Source organism: Catenovulum agarivorans YM01 (genome assembly GCF_000281085.1).
GTDB classification, from domain to species: Bacteria; Pseudomonadota; Gammaproteobacteria; order Enterobacterales; family Alteromonadaceae; genus Catenovulum; species Catenovulum agarivorans.
Window position 1 is genome coordinate 22,017 of the sequence record NZ_JH767531.1, and the last position, 19,504, is coordinate 41,520.

Here is a 19,504-nt window from a genome sequence, read left to right on the forward strand (position 1 = left end):
ACACCACCTTTAGGTTGGAATAGCTGGGACTATTTTGGAACCTCAATCACAGAACAACAAGCGTTAGCACAAGTTGATGCAATGGCCGAACACTTATTACCTGCCGGATATGATATTTTCACCATAGATATTCAATGGTATGAGCCAGGCGGTAATTCACACTATTACGATGCCAATGCGACTTTAACTATGGATCAATACGGCCGCTTAACTCCAGCGCTCAACCGTTTTCCGTCTGCAAAAGATAATATCGGATTTAAAACCATAGCTGACTATGTACATGCCAAAGGTATGCGTTTTGGTATCCATATTATGCGAGGCATACCAAAACAAGCCGTGGATAAAAATTTACCGATTAAAGGTACAGAGTTTTTTGCTAAAGATATTGCTTTGCTTGATTCGATTTGTCCGTGGAACCCAGATATGTATGGGGTTGATGCAACTAAAGCTGCAGGCCAAGCCTATTATGATTCCATCATACAAATGTATGCTGATTGGGGCGTCGATTTTATAAAAGTTGATGATATTTCTCGCCCTTACGACAAAATACAAGAAGCTGAAATAGTTGCGATCCGCCAAGCAATTGATAAAACCGGCCGTCCAATTGTTTTAAGTCTGTCACCTGGTGCGACACCAATAAGTGCAGGCGAGCATGTTCAGCAATATGCCAATATGTGGCGAATTACCGATGATTTTTGGGATCGATGGGGCGCATTGCGCGAAATGTTTGAACGTGTACATGCGTGGGAACCCTACCGTTCGAGTGGCGGCTGGCCTGATGCTGATATGTTACCTCTAGGTTTAGTTGAATTTGGCCGCCCAACCAAATTTACCCACGACGAACAATATACGCTGATGAGTTTATGGAGCATAACGCGCTCTCCACTCATTTTTGGTGGCGATATGACTCGTATGGACGAGTTTACTAAAGCTATCCTAACCAACCCTGAAGTATTAGCGGTTAACCAACACAGCATTAATAACCGCCAAGTTTCACGCATCAATGACTTGATTGTCTGGACTGCAGATGAGCCAAATAGCCAAGATAAATACGTTGCGCTGTTTAATGCACAAAGCAAAAGTGACGGCCTAAAATTTGCTGATGCTGACTATGCAAGCCCAGTTATCGCTGGCTTGGGTAAATCACAGCAAATAGACGTTAATATTACAGGTGGCAAACAGCTGGTTTTGTTTGTGACAGATGCAGGAGACGGTTTTCACTTTGACCATGCCGCATGGGTTAACCCAACACTCTCTGGAGCCAAAGGGACATTAAGTTTACAAGGATTAAAATGGACATATGCAGATACGGGTTGGGGTGAGGTTCAATGGAATGCAACTGCCGAAAACAAACCTATAGTCGACGCGGGAAAGCCAGTAGTAGGTATAGGTACGCACGCAAATTCAACCATAATTTACGATATACCCGAAGGTTACGATACCTTTAGTGTTAAAGGTTTAACCACTAATTCAGGATCTGTGGTATTTGCCGTTTTAGTTGACCGTAGTAAACAAGGTATTGCCGATGTAAGCGATGTTTCGGTGAAGTTGAGCGATATTGGCATCAGTGGCAAAGCTCAGGTGCGCGACTTGTGGGCACAACAAGATTTAGGTGAATTTACCGACACTTTTAGTCGACCCTTACCGTTACACGACGCTGGGCTGTACCGAATTTCACCACGCTAAAGATGCAGATTTAAACCTGTACTTTTTTTGAGCTATTTTTACGGTTTTTATACAAACATCCGTTTTATTTAACAGAGCCAAGTTGCTTGGCTCTGAGCTATTTCGCCGTAACACTAAACTTAAAAATAGGTATAAATATGCAAATAAAATGGCAAAGCTTACATCACAATTCCGATACACATACTCAAAAGCAGCCCAAGCACAGAATAATAACCTGCGTTAAAAAGCCCTTGGTTATTTGTTGTAGTTTGTTGCTGGCTTCTCAAACACTCGCAAATGAACAAACCATAGTATTCGACACTCAAGCAAATGGTGAATATAAAGGCATAGATTTGTGGGGGTTAGACACAGCTTGGTTGTGGGATCTCAATGTTATTCGTGGGGTAAATTACACTGGCAAACAAAGAACGGATGTTATTCGCTTCTCTTTCACTGGTGACACACCTCTAACAGATAGCAATGGAGATGGGATAAATGATGAATTAACCGGTGAAGGTTTAACTGAATTTAATACTCGAATGGCTTTGGTTGACACTTATACGGATGCACATACGCAATTGTATTTGAACACAGATACAGAAAACTGGACGTCTAACCCATATTTAGTCGGTGATGGTGTTGATGCGGTCAAATGGGCAGAATTGATTGCCATTACCACTCGAAAAGCGCAGCAAGCAGGTCGGCAAGTCATTTCAGTTGCGCCTTTCAATGAACCAGACCATGGTACTTGGCAAGGTGATGTAACACGCTTTGGTGATGTGGCGTGGCAATTGAGAAATAACCCAAATTTCCCAGAGTTTAACACTGGCGCAAGTAATCCCATTCGGCTGATGGGCGGTAATACACTCGACAATAGTAATGCTGCATCTTGGTACAACACGCTTAATGGCTGGGGATATTTAGAAGAAGGCAATACACATCAATTGGCTGGCAGTTTTGACGACTATGTCAGCTTTTATCAATCAGTCCAAGTAAATGGTGATACAGGCACCAATGATGAATTGCATAATGTTGCTGAAGCTATGATTGGCGCAGAATATGGGATGGACGTTGGTATTTGGTGGTACACAGCTGAACGCGCCCGCGCTGAATTTGTTAAAGCCAGCGATGGGGTGCGCCTTGCTTATGCAGAAAATCGATCAAACTGGACAGCCGCGTCAGTCTATCGTGCACCAGATGGCAAAATCCAAGCATTTGTTGGTGAATCAGAGCGCCAAGCAATTCCAATGACCTATAGGTTTTTATCCAAAGACCGCCCGGTGTTTTACGATGGGCATGGGCCTATGCATAGTTTTGAAATTACCACCACAGGTGACACTGCTTATTGGACAGCCAATCACCATAACGCTGAACGTGTGGTTAATATTACTTGGGGTGACGATGTGCAGCCTGTTATTGATGGCCGCTATTACCTGATAAACCGCAGTACAAAATTGGCGATGCAAGTCGACAGTGGCGAAGTAAATATTGGTCAAGCAACACCAAGCAGCAGTAGTAATCAATATTGGGATGTAAATCCGACGCCAAACACTGTGGGTGGCGACTATAGTTATTTTTCAATTATCGACGTGCAAAATAATATGGCGCCATATGTTGATTGGGGCAATATGAGTGATGGCGACAATATTGCTACCTCAACCTCAGTGTTAGATGCTAAATCTTTATGGTTCCTTGAATATGTGGAAGATGGATGGTTTAAAATCGGCAGCCGCTGGAGCGCACTGTATCTCACAGCTAATGGCGCAAATGTAGAACAACAAGCTGATTATGCAACACATGAACAACAATGGCGCTTAGTTCCTATTAGTGCCGACCCGGCAGATTTCACCGCGCCTGCGCAACCAGCCAACTTAACAACTGCGGCTAATCCAGCCTCTGTGACTTTAAATTGGAATGCCAATACTGAAAGTGATCTGTCTGGTTACCATATTCTAAGATCCGTTACATTTGGCGGCCCATATGAAATCATCGCCAGAAATGTCACGGCTAATGCGTATACAGATAATACGGCTAACCAAACTAGCCCTTATTACTATGTGATTGAAGCAGTCGACAACTCACTAAATCGCTCTGCCCGCTCAGCTCAAGTATCTGCAACACCTACGGGTAACGCTGGACTCATCGCCCACTATACACTGCAAAATAATACGTTAGATGGAACGGTTAATAATAATGATGCTGTACTCACAGGCGCAGCACAATTTGTTAATTGGGGCGCTGGTGAAAGTGCATTGAATCTCAGAGGTGGCCATGTAAATTTACCTGCGGGTATAGTTAATCACCCACAAATCACCCTAGCTACTTGGGTTTATTGGCAAGGAAATACTCAATGGCAAAGAATATTTGATTTTGGCAATGGCACACAAGACTACCTATTTTTAACACCAAAAGGTGGTGATGGAAACATGCAATTTCAAATGTTACACAACGGCGTGTTAGATACCTTATATGCACCTGAGTTGACAACAAATCAGTGGGTTCATGTTGCTGTTGTTGTCGCTAACGGTAATGCCGAACTATATGTAGATGGTACTTTGGCGGCGTCTATGTCAACCAGCATCCAACCGACAGACATTAATCCGTTAGTTAACTTTATTGGAAAGAGTCAATTTGCTGATCCTGCTATGCAAGGACTAATTGACGACTTTAGAATATATAACAAACCTTTAAACGCGACAGAAATTGCCGCATTGGCAACGTCAGCACCGAGCGATCCTTATGCGCCAGTACCTGTGACCCTGATTAATGGTGATTTCGAAGCGGGTATCGACACTCGTTGGAATTTTACAGGTTTTGATTCGCCGGCTGACGTGCCTGGATGGACAGATTATGGCACCAACTCAGATTCTGGGGTTGAGCCTAGTGATGCTTGGTGGGGAACTTATCAAAATAGTTATTCAGGTTTTATGCAACCGGGGGACGCTGGCGCATATTTATTGAGTGACTATACCATCAAGGCTGGTGATGTATTTAATATCGGCTTTGTTGGCAAAAGTTGGGATGGCGCTTCTCAATGGAGCGCGACACTCTACTTTGATACACCAGCCAATGTAATTGGTACTTATGTACAAGACGTCAACGGCAGTTGGCTTGCGTACGATACCAATATCACGGCAACGGCTGCGTCTGTTGGTGGCAAATTGGGTGTATTATTTGTCAATTCTGGTAGTGGTTTTGCCAATATCGACAATGTTGCTGTAACGGTCAGCTCAAACAACTAAACAGGCTTTTACATAAGCACTAAGGCGTTGAGCTGTGAACTGACAATTAATTTTACGGTTCAGCGCCTTAACTTCGTTATATAACTATTATCACCCTGAATTAAATTAACAATCACAAGAGAATAATATTTATGAAAAAACTGATACTTGCAATGTTGATAGGCTCAAGCTGCTTGACGCTTGGCTGTGCGCAAACAGAATCTAACCTAGCGGCTGTGACCGCCTCTGAGCAACAACAAGAAGTTGGCGGGTATTTATTTGCAACCTTTCGTGGCGAAGCAACACCTATGACAGAACAAGTCTATTTTATGCTGAGCCAAGACGGTAAAAACTGGCAAGCACTTAATGACTCAGATCCTGTGCTAGTCAGTCAATTGGGCGATAAAGGTGTTAGAGACCCATTTTTAATTCGCTCTCCAGACAATGATAAATTTTTCTTAATTGCAACCGACTTGTCCATCAATCTAACAAACCATGATTGGGGTCGTGCATCTACCAACGCGAGCCAGTCTTTGATGGTATGGGAGTCAACCGACTTAGTAAATTGGTCTGAGCCGCGTTTAGTTAAAGTAGCGCCTGACAATGCAGGTTGTGTTTGGGCACCAGAAGCAATTTGGGATGAGGAAAAACAGGCTTATATGGCTTTTTGGGCTTCGCAAACCGCAGATGATAATTTTTCCAAGTTTCGCATTTGGGCTGCACACACCAAAGATTTTAAAACCTTTAGCGAACCATTCGTCTACATAGAGAAACCAACCACAGTTATAGACACAACCATAGTGCGTGAAAATGGCAGTTATTATCGATTTACCAAAGATGAAAAACACAAAGCCATTACTATGGAAAAAAGCGACAAGCTTATGTCTGGCTGGCAAGATGTGAGTAATTTTTCATTAGCCAAATTAAAAGGATATGAAGGTCCGGCGGCGTTTACCTATCAAAAAGCACAAGACGGACAATCTGACAAATGGACCCTGTTACTGGATTATTATAGCCAAGCTAAAGGTTATCAAATATTTGAAACCGACAATCTTGCATCCGGCCAATTTACCCCGGGTGAAGCAATGACTTTCCCGTTCCATCCTGTACGTCATGGCACAGTATTAAGTTTAAGCAAAACTGAATTTGCTCGACTAAAACAAGCAAACAACAAAGCTGTATTTACCGTTGGTAATAAAGCGCTATAACATATAGAACAACCGAGTTACTTGGCAGATGTTTGCTGCAAGTAACTTGGGTGTTAGTAGTTAAACCTCAGACCTATACCAAAATAACGCCCTTCATCGCGCACATCCTGCGGATAACGTTTATCCAAATCATATTGGGTATAATTTTTAAACGGCTCAGCCAACAAATTAATCACATCTGCGTAAATACTAATGTGTTCACTCATTTGATAATTGAGTGAAAAATCGAGTCTTGAACGGGCTTGAGTTTTATTGCCAATAAACCCAGTTGATTGTGCACTTGTGTTATACCAATTAATCCATGAAGAACGGGTGTTATAAGATAATCTTGCGCCCCATTTTGCCAATTCATAAAACAGCGAAAAGTTATAAGTCCACTTGGATAATTCAGGTAAATTTACATAGGCGTCATTGCCTTGATTACTGGTGCCATCTAAATAAGTTGCGTTCGCACTCATCCCTAGTCCTTGCCAATTACCGGGTAAAAAATCAAAAAGCATTTGTGTATTTAACTCAGTACCATATATTTTGCCTCTACCACTATTACTTGGTTGCATTAGGCTGATGGTGCCGTATTGCTCATCTTCGATAACTGTGTTGCCTGTACTAATAAAACCTTGGATATTTCGTTGAAACAGTGCGGCGCTGATATAGCCTAACTCAGCAAAATAATACTCTAAGCTCAGATCATAATTTTTGGAGCTAACAGGTTTAAGTTGATAATTGCCACCACTGCCAAGTGCATCTATGGTGCTGCTGTCTTGGTCTGGTTGAGTATTAATGATTTGAGTAATTTCAAAACTGGCGTTTAAGTCTGCAAAATAAGGACGGGTAAAGGTTTTTGCATAACTGAATCTTAACAATAAATCGTCGGTTAAATTCATTTTTATATTTAGGCTAGGCAACCATTTCTCATTCGACTGCTCACCGAGTAACTGAGATATTTGCGCAACTTGATTTAACCTATCTACCTTGTTGCCATATGATTGAGTTGAAGTTTGCGTGGCTCTTAAACCTAGTACTGAGTCTATACCTACTCCTTTGTACTCAATATAGCTGTGTAGCTGAGCATAAGCTGCATAACTGCTTTCATCTATCAAAAAATAGCTCGCTGGATTAACCGCAACTTTTGCTTGTTGCCAATTATTGGCTTGGTTCTCAGCCCACTGCCACTCAACTCCACGCTGGGCAAGTTGTAATAAACCTTGCTCGGCAAAATTGGCTAAAGCAACATGATTATCTGCAATACTGCTTCTGCTCGGTGCCAGATAATTAACAAATTTTTGTTGCGAGCTGCGCACCGGATCTTCAGTTAGTTGCATATCAAGAAAATTAATATCTGTTACCGGAATATCCAAGTCTAACAACCAAGCATAACGAGCACCCTCTTTGCGTTGAGAACTGCGATCTGTATAACGAATGCCAGCTTTAATGGTATGCAACCAATCTAAGCTGGTGGTATAGGCGATATCTGTTCGCCATTGCACACCATTGCCATACAACTCGTTTATTGCTTCGTAATAACCACGTACCTGATATAGATTAACTTCGTTGGCGTTAAAGTCGGTTAAATTAAATGCTGCACTACCATCAACAAAAAAATCCGCATCTACAGTAATTGGACTATTAATAGCTGTATCAAAACTCCAAACATAGTCACTGTAGCTAGTATCTGTATAAGCTAAATCGGTTGAAACCTTCCAACCATTGTTCCGCCAGGTTCCACCTACGGCATATTGGTAGGTATTGGTTTGTGCATCTGCTGTCAGCCTATATATCCAAGGTGAACGACCGCCTGTTTTAGTTAAACTCACAGCTTGATTTTGTTGATTAAGCACAACATTTTTCAACACAGGTTGGCCATATTCAGGATCTGAATCCGTTAAAAATACATTAAAATTGTCTGTGTATCTTTCGCTGCGATATCCTTGGTAGATGGCATCAAAATATATCTCAAAATTATCATCTACACGCCATTGCAGCGTTGAGTTGAACGATGGCCGCCAACGTTTTCCTCCAGCGTTATACAAACCAACAGAGGCTGGCAAGGTAAAACCACCTTGAGCATATTGTGCAGGTTCAATACTCCAAAAATCTTCTGCTGTTGGAAACCAAGTAGCATTGTAGCGAGTTCCATTGTAATACTCAGACGCGGCGTAAGTTGCATTAAACAACACGCCTACTTCACCAACTGAGCTATTCCATCTGTTTGCATATAGTAGATGGCCGTTAGGTGAACTTTTTTGACTTTGGTCGTTGTAAGCAAGGTGCAGCCCACCAGCAATTTTTTGTTGGTCAAAATCAAATGGGCGGCGAGTGGTAACGTTAATTAACCCAGCAAGCCCAGGCTCGATAATTTCCGCTGTCGCTGATTTATATATCTCAATTCCAGCAAGTGCTTGTGAGGGAAAATCTTGTAAACTTGCTACACGCTGCTCAGCAGTAAAAAACTCCCGGCCGTTATAAGTGGTGACAAAATTTGGCAAACCGCGAATCAGCACTCGATTAACTTCGTCTTCATAGCGAAACACTTGTACCCCCGTTAAACGCGCTATGCTTTCGGCTGCGGTAATGTCGGGCAATTTGCCAATATCTTCAGCGACTACGACATCAAGTATAGAGTCAGCATGACGTTTAATATCTTGAGCTTTGTACAAACTTCGTCGTAAGCCGTCTACCCGAATCACCTCAGTGGCAACAGTTGCTTTAGTTTCTTCATTGGTTGAAAGAGGCTCAGAAACCTCTGGAGCGGATACCTGCACTTGCACTGGCAATATTTGAATACCACTTGGGGTAAAGCTTGCTGTTAATCCGCTGTCTAACAGTACATAGTGCAAAGCTTCAGCTAAGGTGAAGTGTCCGTACAAGGCATTGGCTTGTAGCGCACTTGCCTGTTCGTACGAAAAGGTAAAAATAGAGTCGGTTTGGCGAGCAAGTTTATTCAGCACTGTCGCAGCATCAGCTCGCGCAATATTTAAATAATAAACTTGCTCTACTTTACTTGAGTGGGTGTTTTGTTTTGCAGACGCTGTCGCGCTAAGCCAACTGCAGCAACAGAGTAAAAACACACCAAACCTGATCATTTCAACAACTTTAAATACACACATTTAACAAATAATATACCCAAAACAGTTGAAACATGCACCTAGTGATAAACAGTCGCAAGTCAAAAATGGGTTAATTTCTGCTAATAACCACTTTGTCTAATGCAGTTTTATGTACAGTGACATTAAAGTTTACTTCTAGGTTTTGCAAAAACGCGTCTATTCGATCAACTTTAAAACGTCCACCTATTTTGAGTTGCGCCAAGCTTGCATCTGCTAACTCTATATTCATCGGTGAATAACGCTTTAATTCGCCGATAACTTGTTCAAGTGACTGGCCGGTAAAAACAATTTCACCGTTTTGCCAAGCTTGTCTAATCTCCAATTCATCTTTATTCAACTTGACAATATTCTCTGCGATAGAGGCTTTTACCGCGTCAAAACTGATATTGGTTGCTATGCTGGTGTAATCGCCTAAATCCATGTAAGCAACATTTTCCATCAGCGCTTTATAGGATTGGTCGATAACTTTGCTCTCAGATGCGAGCATTTGATTTAGTTTCAATTCACCTTTGTCAATATTGGCAACGGCAAGTGCGATGCGCCCTTCGGTCACCAATACATTCATTGCGTTGTTTTCTGTTAGATCAACGGTAAAAGCTGTACCAACAGCTTGCACACGTCCATTTGACGCATATACGTTGAATGGGCGTGATTTATCTTTTTTAACTTCAAAGTGAGCCTCACCTCTTACTAGCCAAATATCACGAGTCGTTTCGCTATAATGCACAGTAAGTTGGCTATCTGAATTTAACTGGATCACAGAACCATCAATTAACTTAATACTTTGCTGCTCACCCAATGCGCTAGCATATTGCTGTTGCGTGAATGCACTTGTTGGCTGAGCCGAGTCCTGCATCCACACAAAAGTTGTAATCACACTCAACAGCAATACACAGGCAAAAGCGTATGCTGGTTGAAACCAACTCGTTTTACTTTGGCTCTGTTGCTGTTGCGCTTGCGCCTGTGTATGCGCTGGCACAGCTAATTCAGTTAATAAAGTATTGCCCCAGAATTCATTTAAACTTCTGATTTGCTCTATATGCGCTGGGCTTCTACTTAACCACTCAATTAAGTTGGATTTTTCTCTATCAGACATTGGCTCATCAGCGTCGAGGCGAATAATCCAATCCCACGCTTCTGATTCCATTTTGCTCATGCTTTTTTCAAATTCTTCAAAAGATTTCATCGCACTTTCCTCATCCTGAATTCACTTACATTACTACTCGTAGGATTTGACGCTTGTCTGTGCTCATGGATATATTGCTGGCAAAAAGCACCACCTAACTTTAAGTGTTTTTCTACACTGCTCAGTGACACTCCTAACTTGTCGGCTATTTCTTTATGCTTTAAACCATGAACTTTTCTCATAAGGAATATCTGCTTACATTTATCTGGTAATTGTTCTATTGCTTCACAATAGATTTTTATTGCTTCATTGGCTTCAAGTTCACTTTCAATTGTATCTGTCTTTTCAGTGGGCACCAGTGAAATACAATCTTCAAGATAATTGGTTACTAATCTAGATTTTTTATTCAGCTCATCTAAAGCTAAATTTTTGGCAATTCTAAATAAGAAGGCTTTAGGCTGATCTATGGCTTTTTCTTTTTCCGCATTGTGCGCGCGAATATACACTTCTTGAACTATGTCTTCTATGTCTTGTTCGGAAGACATAAAACGCGTCAGAAACTTTTTCAAAAAAGCGTTATTCTCCACAAATACGCGGGAAATTATTGACATTATTGACCCCAATACTGCGGCAATGGCACCTTTGCCGTTATCTAGTTTAATTATAATCCAAAGATATAAAGTGACTGAAATTAGCCTAACTATATAGAAAACGAATCAGTTTAAAAAAACCGTAAAAATAATTGATAATTTTTTTAATAATTTATTTTGTGATGTGTAGATGTTTGATTTTGCTAAAAAAGCTCTGTTAAACAAATTTAGTTTAACAGAGCTATATGCTTGGATAAGTTATTCTGCGCTAAGGTCTAATGGCTCAAAACGATATGAATATCTATAGTCTAACCAAGGTAAAATATAGTTTGCCAACGGTGCAGAACCCCAAGAATCTGTACCACCAACACCTCGCTGTCTGTGATCTATATTGACATAAATACGGTCTCGTTTAACCAATTCATTCGGATGTAAATTACGTCTAACATGGTCTTTTTTCGACGCGTCGTAATCGTCAGTAGCATAATACTCTGCGCCAAAGCCGAGCAGTTTGTTGGCTGAAAAGCGAATGCCTTTGCCCGAATTGTTGTAAAAATCTACATATCTAACATCGGTGCGATAACCATTTTCAGATGGTCGAACATAAGGCACATACAGGCTATCAACATCCGTTTTGTACAAACCAACAAAAGCTGAAGCTTTTCTGTCTGCATAGTTTTCATGTGGGCCACGACCATAATATTGCACATTATAATAACTAGTATCTAACTCAAACATGCTGCCAATACGTGGGAGTTCACCATATTTTTTGTGTGGTGCGGCGTAAAACCAAATATCAACATCTACCACACCATTGCCATAAATATTTAAGCTTGTTAGATATTTACTTTCAATTTGTGGAAGCGCATGTTCAAGCTCTACTTTTAGTTGGCTTGGTGTTACTTGGGTTAATTGCAAACTAACGAGCTGAGTATTGCGTCCTAAATGTTGATAGACCGCAAAGTTGGATTCATAAGCGCCAATTTCTAAATCGTTGTAGACTGGTGCACGCCAAAACTCAGGACGTGATTCAGCTTTTAACAATTCATTGCCAAAGTATTTTAATGACGAAATTAATCCAGATTGTTTATTAATCGTCAGGGCAAACTTATCGCCGCTAATCGCAATTGTCTGGTCATTTTGCACAAGATTCAGAGGTTTTGTTGTACTGACTGGCGCCAATGCAACTTTGGCAGAAATGGCCAATTGTTCTTCGGCAACTATGTGATCTTTCGCGAGCAAGCCGACATTTTGTTTTAGTTTAGCTTGGACATTTAAAAAATACTCTTTGTTCGACTTTTTGCGATAGTTTGTTGCTATTCGAATCGTTTCAGTTTCGCCCGCTTTGGCAAACAAAGGTATATTCGTACCAGACTCAACAATTTGGCCATTTTCTAATAATTGCCATGACAATTGATATGCGGATAAATCTTTAAAATAATATTTATTGGTAACATCAATTAAACCATTATTGTTCGCGTGTAAGGCGAAGCCTATGTTTTGTTGTACTTTTTTCACTTCCCATAAATAAGGGTAAGGTGTTCTATCAGCAAATACTAAACCGTTGGCACAAAAACTATCACTGTTAGCTGTACCCTCAGGTTCAAGATCGCCGCCATAAGCTTGATATTTTGTACCATCAGCCGCCGTTTTTTCAAAAGTTTGGTCAACCCAATCCCAAATAAACCCACCTTGCAACGAATCATATTTTTCAAACGCGTCCCAATATTCTTTGAAATTGCCTAACGAGTTACCCATAGCGTGTTCATATTCAATTAGTAGTACAGGTCGCTCGTCATGCTGAGTTTCCGCGTAACGAATAATATCTGGTAGTGGTGCATACATCTGTCCATAGGCATCTGTATGGCGACGTAATTGAGCTTGTTCAGACATAACAGGCGCTGGCTCTTGAGCTTTTAACCAATCATAAGTGGCAGCTAAATTAGCACCATCACCTGATTCATTGCCTAAAGAGCGAATGACAACAGAAGGATTATTTTTGCTTCTGTGATACATATTTGAAATACGATCTATGTATGCTGCTTGCCACTCAGCTTTGTTAACTATGTGTTTAGTCGGATCGTAACTTGCTTGATTGGCAGCCCCTAATCCATGTGATTCCACATTCGCTTCGTCCATCACATACAAACCATATTTATCAGCCAGATCATAAATATACGGATCGCTTGGGTAGTGCGACATTCTGACTGCGTTGATGTTGAATTCTTTCATCAATTTGACATCTTGCAGCATAGATTCTCTGGTGATCACATGGCCGGTATGTTGGTCATGTTCATGGCGATTGACCCCTTTAAACAGTATGGGTTTGCCATTGATAAGTATGTTGCCATTTTTATATTCAGTAGAGCGGAAGCCTATGTGACGCTGAATATACTGCGGCTGTTCACCAGCTGTGGTTAGTGTTAGTTGCACTGTATATAAATTTGGTGCTTCTGCGCTCCACAACTTAGGTTGATTAAATTCAGCATTAAATTCAACTGAGTTATCCGTGTAACTGTTAAGCGATTGGATTGTTTTTGACTGGTTAAAAATAACTTTGTTTTTGTCATCTAACACCTTAGCATCCAAGCGAATATCGCGCGCAGTTTGCACCGAACGGTTATCAATTTTTGCCGTCAACTTTAAAATACCATTGGTGTATTCTTGATTAAGGCTGGTGTGAGCATGAAAATCACGTACGGCGACTTTTGGTGTAGCATAAACATACACATCACGCTCAATACCACTTAAACGCCACATGTCTTGGCATTCGAAATACGAGCCGTCAGAATAGCGATAAACCTCTAGCGCGATATCATTGTTGCCTTGTTGCACATACTGGGTAATATCAAACACAGCTTCGGTTTTTGAGTCTTGCGAATAACCAACTTTACGACCATTCACCCATAGGTAAAAGGCCGATTTTACCGCGCCAAAATGAATAAATACCTGTTTGTTTTTCCAACTAACTGGCAGATTAAAATGATGGCGATATGAGCCAACAGGATTGTAATCAAATTCGCCCTGCATAAACTTCATGTCATTATCAAAACAGGCATGGCTATGATAGAAAGGCGTGCCATAACCGTTTATTTCCCAGTTGGCAGGTACTGGAAAAGTCTTCCAACTGCTGACATCAAAACTAGGTTTATAAAAGTCTACTGGACGTTTATCTGGATGGTCCACCCAATTAAATTTCCAGTCACCATTTAATAACTGATAGTTATTTTGTTGCCAAGGTAACTCAGCGGCCAATGCACTTTTTGTTTCATAACTATAGAAAAAACTGCGCGCTGGCTCTTTATTTATTCTAAAAACTTCTGGGTTACGCCAATCTTCAAAGGCGCACGCGCTTAAGCTAACCGCATAGGTAATACACCCAATTAAGGAGGCTTTGAAAATGCTTAGACTCATAATTAGTCCTTAATTTATATAAAAACAAAAGTGTTTATTCGAACGAATTGAATGAACACAACAAAACTAAAATTGATCAGTGCCGACACTGCCAACCAGTGTGACAATTGTTTGTTTACCGACAACAAGGGGTTTATGTGCGCTATAGTCAGACTTTTGCGCTAAATTTTCGTGATGGTTTGTTTGGTAAACTTGATATAAGTTGATGGCGCTGCTCGCAGGCAAATTTGCCACTTTAGGATGTATAGTCAGGTCTTTGTCACTTGCATTAACCAGGACTATGACAATTTTATCGCCGTCAGGACTCTTATAAGCACTGGCCATTAGACCGTTTAAGTCGTCAGCCTCAGCTAAGCCTATACGTTGATAACCAGGGCGAATAAAGCGACTGAATTGACCTAAGGTCCAAAAGATTTTAGATGTTTGTAAAGACTCGGCCTCAAGCTCAGGATTTATTTTTAATAAACCGTCTTTATAGTCATACGGAGTTACGGCCAACCACCAATGCCAAGCACTAACGTGTAGCCGAGTTAAGTCTCTGTGTAACATCTTGGCGACATGCAAAGCGATGTGAATGTCATTTACGTCAAAACCATGGCCATGAAATAAACGCACATCACCGGGTTGGCCAAGAATACAAACTTCGCTCATCCAAATTTTTGCGTTTGGTGCGACGGCTTGGAGATTACTCCAAACTAAATCTCGCAATTGCCCCATGCGATCCGTCCAGTGATCTGAAAAGTATCCATGCAAAGATATTTTATTGTCGATCTTCGGCGCTAAGTTTTTGTCGCCAACAAGCTGCTCGATATAATTTCGATACAAACCTTGATTGTGTTGGTTCATACCTTGGTTATATAAATGACTACTGGCGGAAAAATCCTGATAGTAGCTGTCGCTCAGCGCAGCTGCATATTCAACAACTTCTCCTGCTTCAATAGCGACTTCATCAACCAACTGAGCTTTAGTTAACGCCTGATATACAGCCAAATAGACAGCTTTAAGCTCTTGCATATTATATCTATTCGCTTCTTGGGAATGGCCTTGCCATTGCCAAGTTGGTTCGTTAACCGGACTAATATAATTAATTGGAATGTGTTTTACTTGACGCAAATAGCTGACAACGTCAATCAAGAACTGGGCAAACTCTTCTAATTGGTCTGAGCGTAAATTTGTTGATGATGTTTCGGCTGTTGGGTGTGCCAATCCATTTACTGTCGCCCAAACTGGTGGGCTGTTTGAAAAGGCAATCAGGTCTGTTACACCACGCTCAACTGCCTCTTGCAGCATGCGTATTTGTCCAACTTGTTTTGATGAGTCTATTTTTGCGTTGGCTGCAGCTTGCATTAATTCGGCACGTCGGTAGTCTTTACCTTGTTCATCGAGTTTAATTTTGCTGTTATCCCCTTGCTCTTTGCTACCAGCACCTATATTAAAACGCCAAGCTGATAAACCTATTCCATAGTCAACTGAAAACAACAAATCGGCTAATTTTTCAATTTGTTGTTCTTGCTGCTTGTGCTGCCATTTGCAGATCATAGGATCTATAGTCCAAGCGTCTGAAGCGGCAAAATTGTCTATCGTCTGATAGGGTTGGGCAAAATCAACTGTGATACTGGTGGTGGCGGTCGCCTTGATGGAAGTGATTAAGGGCAGACAAATAAATAATACCCAAAATAAGCTAGCTCTGTTCATTACTCACCAAAAGACAATAAAATACTAGATGCGCGACTATATTAACTAAGCGCATAACCATAGATAATTAAACGAAAAACTTAGGCTAAACCGTAAAATTAACGGTGACCAAGCAGCTGTTTACCTAATTTAATTTGATCGCCTAAATCATGCGCTTGGTAAATTTGTAGGCGGGTATATGGCTGATTAAAATAGCGATGCAGTGCGATTCTAAGTTCACCATCGAAGGTTCTAAATATGTTGCCATGTCCGCGATCGCCGTCTATCTCTGGCTGCTGTTGTTGCAGCCAATTGCCGCTTAACTTGCCGTTGTCCGAATAAGCAAAAGAAGTTGTATAAGATTTTTCACGCTCTTTATTCCAGCTTGACCACATAATGGCCAGTTTTCCGTTTTTAGTTTTATAAGGCCAAGGGCCATCGGAAATAGAAGCTTTGATCCCCATATAACCTTTGTAGTTTGTTTCCCGTTCAGTCCAAATTGCATCTGCGGCACTAAACAGCACAATTGGCTCGCCAATTGAGTGAGAAAGATCTGGCGCTAATTTAATTGCTTTAAACAAACCAAAGCCAGTTTGTAACCATTCTTGACAATAGATCATCCAAGGTTGGCCATCTTCAATCCATAAAGTGCCGTCTAACGCCATTTCGTTAGCTGGTGTGTGTGGCCAATTTTGTGTGCGTTTAAACGGACCAAATGGTGAGTCGCTAACAAATATTTGTGTACCTCGCAGAAAAATAGCCGGTCTATCATTCGGTTGGTACATCACGCGTCGATAATTATGCAAAGTGGTAAATAGATAATATTTTCCTTGGTAAAAACTCACCTCTGGTGCCCAAGGCGCGTGGTTTGGCTCGGCCCAGCTATCATGCTGAATTTCATACACCATACGTGGACCTTGCCAGTTTATTAAATCTTGGCTCCAATAAACCTGCACACCTGAATTGCCGCTTTTCGACTCAATACCTTCGTATTTAGAACCTTGCTGATAACTACTATAAACATAATAAGTTTTAGTTTTTGGGTCGGCTAAGATGGCTGGGTCGTGAACATTAAGAGTATCAATATGGTGGATTTTGCCTGCGCCAACGACAGATGCTGCAGTATTGTTGGGAAGCATAATGTCTTCGGCCAGTACAGGGTTCACCATGCATAGGAAAACTAGGATAAATTGGATTAAAGTTTGTAATCTTTCGAATGGGTTTAGAGTCTTTTTCATTTGAGCCTTACAATCCTTTGTTTTGTTAAATATTAGCGATGCAATTAATATGTATACAAAACGAAAAGCTTGGCTAAACCCGTAAAAATTCCCTCATTATTTGATGTTTGAAGCTAATTTATGTACTACTTAAGTTGAGCACTTGAACCTTATTGATAATGTGCAGATTGATCAGCCGAATTTCTTGCTGCTTGTGCCGCACTTGCCAGTGCATTTTTTATCGCTGTATTCTGCACTGGTTTAGTGATAAATAAATTCATTCCTGCCTGTTCGCATTTCAATTGGTCTGACTCGGACGTATTGGCGGTTAAAGCTGCAATGATGGCTTTTTCTGTCACCAGCTTGTCTGCACGCAATACTTGGGTTGCTTGCCAACCATCCATAATTGGCATAATGCAGTCCATAAAAATGAGGTCGTATTTTTCAGCACGGCATTTTTCGACAGCATCTTTGCCATCAATCGCGATATCTGCGTTAATATTGAATTGACTTAAACATGAGGTCATTACAATACGGTTTATTTCGTTGTCATCGACTACCAACACGGCTAAACTGGAAAGATCTATCTCATTATCAGCCGTATCAGTTATATGAGTTTGCGCTTGCACACTTCCAACGGGCAATTGTAAGCGAATATTAAATGTAGAGCCGTGGCCAAATTCACTGCTAACCGACACTTGCCCTTGCATCATCTCAATTAACTCTTTAACAATCGACAGCCCTAACCCAGTGCCACCATATTTTTGAGTAATATTGCTTGCACCTTGGTTAAAAGGTTTAAACAAGGCTGTTATCGTCTCGGCTGTCATACCAATGCCAGTGTCAGATACCGCTATGTTTAAATCAACATACTCAGCGGATTTATCCGATTTGCATGCGACAACGGATAAAGTAACAGCACCTTGTTCAGTAAACTTAATCGCATTACTTAATAAGTTAGACACGATTTGGCTTAAGCGAGTTGAATCAAAATAAACAGCAACATCATCTGCGATTTGCAAATGACTGTTTAATTGAATCGATTTATTGGTACATACAGAGGTAAATAAATTGGTTAAATCGTTAAACACATCTTTTAACAGAAAGTGGCTGGGTTCAAGTTTTAGTTCGCCATGGCTAATTTTTGAATAATCTAACACCTCATTAATTATTGATAACAAAATATCAGAGCTGCGCAATGCTACTGTTAATTGTTGTTTTAATTCTTGTGGGTTTTGCTCTGTCATTGCTGCGTTTAACATGCCTACTATGCCGTTTAACGGCGTTCTCAATTCATGGCTAATTTTTGCAAACAACTTACTTCTTTCATTCAGCATTAATTCAGCTGCTTCTTTTTGTCGCGCTAACATATTTTTAAGCTCAACCGCATCGGTAATATCCTGAACTGTGCCGAATAACCTAACGCATTTACCATTTTCAAACTCGGCAGAGCCTTGGGTGGCGATCCAAATAAGCTTGTTTTTTGCTGTGGTTATTTCTAACTCTAAATTCCAGCCTTCGCCGCTATTTATTGCATCTTCTACCGCTTGTTGAATCGTTTGTCTGCTTGTTCCTTCATTATAAAATGTTAAAGCAGTTGCTAATTCCGGTTGGTAGCTCTGTGCAACTTCGTGGATGATTTTAGTTTGTTGGCTCCACTCCAGTGCATTATTGGTTAAGTCGAGCTGCCAAGTACCAATGTTGGCAGCTTGTTCTAACTTGCCTAAAGTTTGGTTATTTTGTTCTAGTTGTTCAATTGTTTTTCTACGTGCGATTTCTGCGCCTAACCACTGAGCAAATAATTCAATATAATCTATATGTTGTTGGGTGAAAGGTTGTGAAATTTTCGTAGCTGAAAAATTAACCGTGCCAATGCTATTGCCATCCACTTGAATAGGCGCGCCGATATAAGACTCTAATTGAAAACCTTGATAACAAGGGTGAGTGGCAATTTCACTTTCTCCAGCGTGATGAAAAGCTAATGCTTGGCCTGCTTTGAGAGTATGCACACAATATGTGTTGCCTAACGGAAATTCTGCACCTGCGGCTAATTCGTTATTAAAACATGCAACATATTCTACCCTGTAATTATGCTGTTGAATTTTACTAATAATAGCGATATCGAGTTCAAATACTTGCAAACCAAAGGTTAATAGCGAATGCACTTTATCTTCAAATTTAAGTGTTTGATCAGTAACTATATTGTGAAATGTTCGTAAAAAGCTCAATGCATACACTCCTTCAGCAACAGGCTCAGGCATGTTTAAATAATAGCCTAACTT

At 40.8% G+C, this 19,504-nt stretch carries 10 protein-coding genes; 3 read left to right on the top strand and 7 right to left on the bottom strand.

What is annotated here, in order from left to right; genetic code table 11:
* From WSC_RS0114225 to WSC_RS0114235, 3 genes are all read left to right on the top strand, one after another.
* Positions 1-1,686 (top strand): NPCBM/NEW2 domain-containing protein (locus WSC_RS0114225; RefSeq protein ID WP_016956613.1); only part of this gene is annotated, 1,686 nt, incomplete at its 5' end.
* A gap of 137 nt (positions 1,687-1,823) precedes the next feature.
* A complete protein-coding gene (locus tag WSC_RS22940; RefSeq protein WP_016956614.1) occupies positions 1,824-4,907 on the top strand; it encodes a LamG-like jellyroll fold domain-containing protein in 3,084 nt (1,027 codons plus the stop codon).
* Positions 4,908-5,038: 131 nt separating this feature from the next.
* A complete protein-coding gene (locus tag WSC_RS0114235) occupies positions 5,039-6,094 on the top strand; it encodes a glycoside hydrolase family 43 protein (RefSeq protein ID WP_202802009.1) in 1,056 nt (351 codons plus the stop codon).
* A 53-nt stretch (positions 6,095-6,147) separates the two neighbouring features.
* Here WSC_RS0114235 and WSC_RS0114240 read toward each other — a convergent pair whose 3' ends face one another.
* The 7 genes from WSC_RS0114240 to WSC_RS0114270 all read right to left on the bottom strand — a co-directional run bounded on the left by WSC_RS0114240 (position 6,148) and on the right by WSC_RS0114270 (position 19,483).
* Positions 6,148-9,201, bottom strand: coding sequence for a TonB-dependent receptor (locus WSC_RS0114240; protein WP_016956616.1), 3,054 nt, complete (start codon positions 9,199-9,201; stop codon positions 6,148-6,150).
* A 70-nt stretch (positions 9,202-9,271) separates the two neighbouring features.
* Positions 9,272-10,387, bottom strand: a complete 1,116-nt coding sequence (locus tag WSC_RS0114245; RefSeq protein ID WP_016956617.1) for a FecR family protein — start codon at positions 10,385-10,387, stop codon at positions 9,272-9,274.
* A complete protein-coding gene (locus WSC_RS0114250) occupies positions 10,384-10,938 on the bottom strand; it encodes an RNA polymerase sigma factor (RefSeq protein WP_016956618.1) in 555 nt (184 codons plus the stop codon). The genes WSC_RS0114245 and WSC_RS0114250 overlap by 4 nt, the downstream gene beginning before the upstream one ends.
* Positions 10,939-11,175: 237 nt before the next feature.
* Complete coding sequence (locus WSC_RS0114255) at positions 11,176-14,331, bottom strand: glycoside hydrolase family 2 TIM barrel-domain containing protein (protein ID WP_016956619.1); 3,156 nt, start codon at positions 14,329-14,331, stop codon at positions 11,176-11,178.
* A gap of 66 nt (positions 14,332-14,397) precedes the next feature.
* Complete coding sequence (locus tag WSC_RS0114260; RefSeq protein WP_016956620.1) at positions 14,398-16,026, bottom strand: glycoside hydrolase; 1,629 nt, start codon at positions 16,024-16,026, stop codon at positions 14,398-14,400.
* Positions 16,027-16,124: 98 nt separating this feature from the next.
* Complete coding sequence (locus WSC_RS22945) at positions 16,125-17,243, bottom strand: family 43 glycosylhydrolase (RefSeq protein WP_082196186.1); 1,119 nt, start codon at positions 17,241-17,243, stop codon at positions 16,125-16,127.
* Between the two features lie 149 nt (positions 17,244-17,392).
* Positions 17,393-19,483, bottom strand: coding sequence for a hybrid sensor histidine kinase/response regulator (locus WSC_RS0114270; protein ID WP_016956622.1), 2,091 nt, complete (start codon positions 19,481-19,483; stop codon positions 17,393-17,395).
* Positions 19,484-19,504 lie beyond the last annotated feature (21 nt).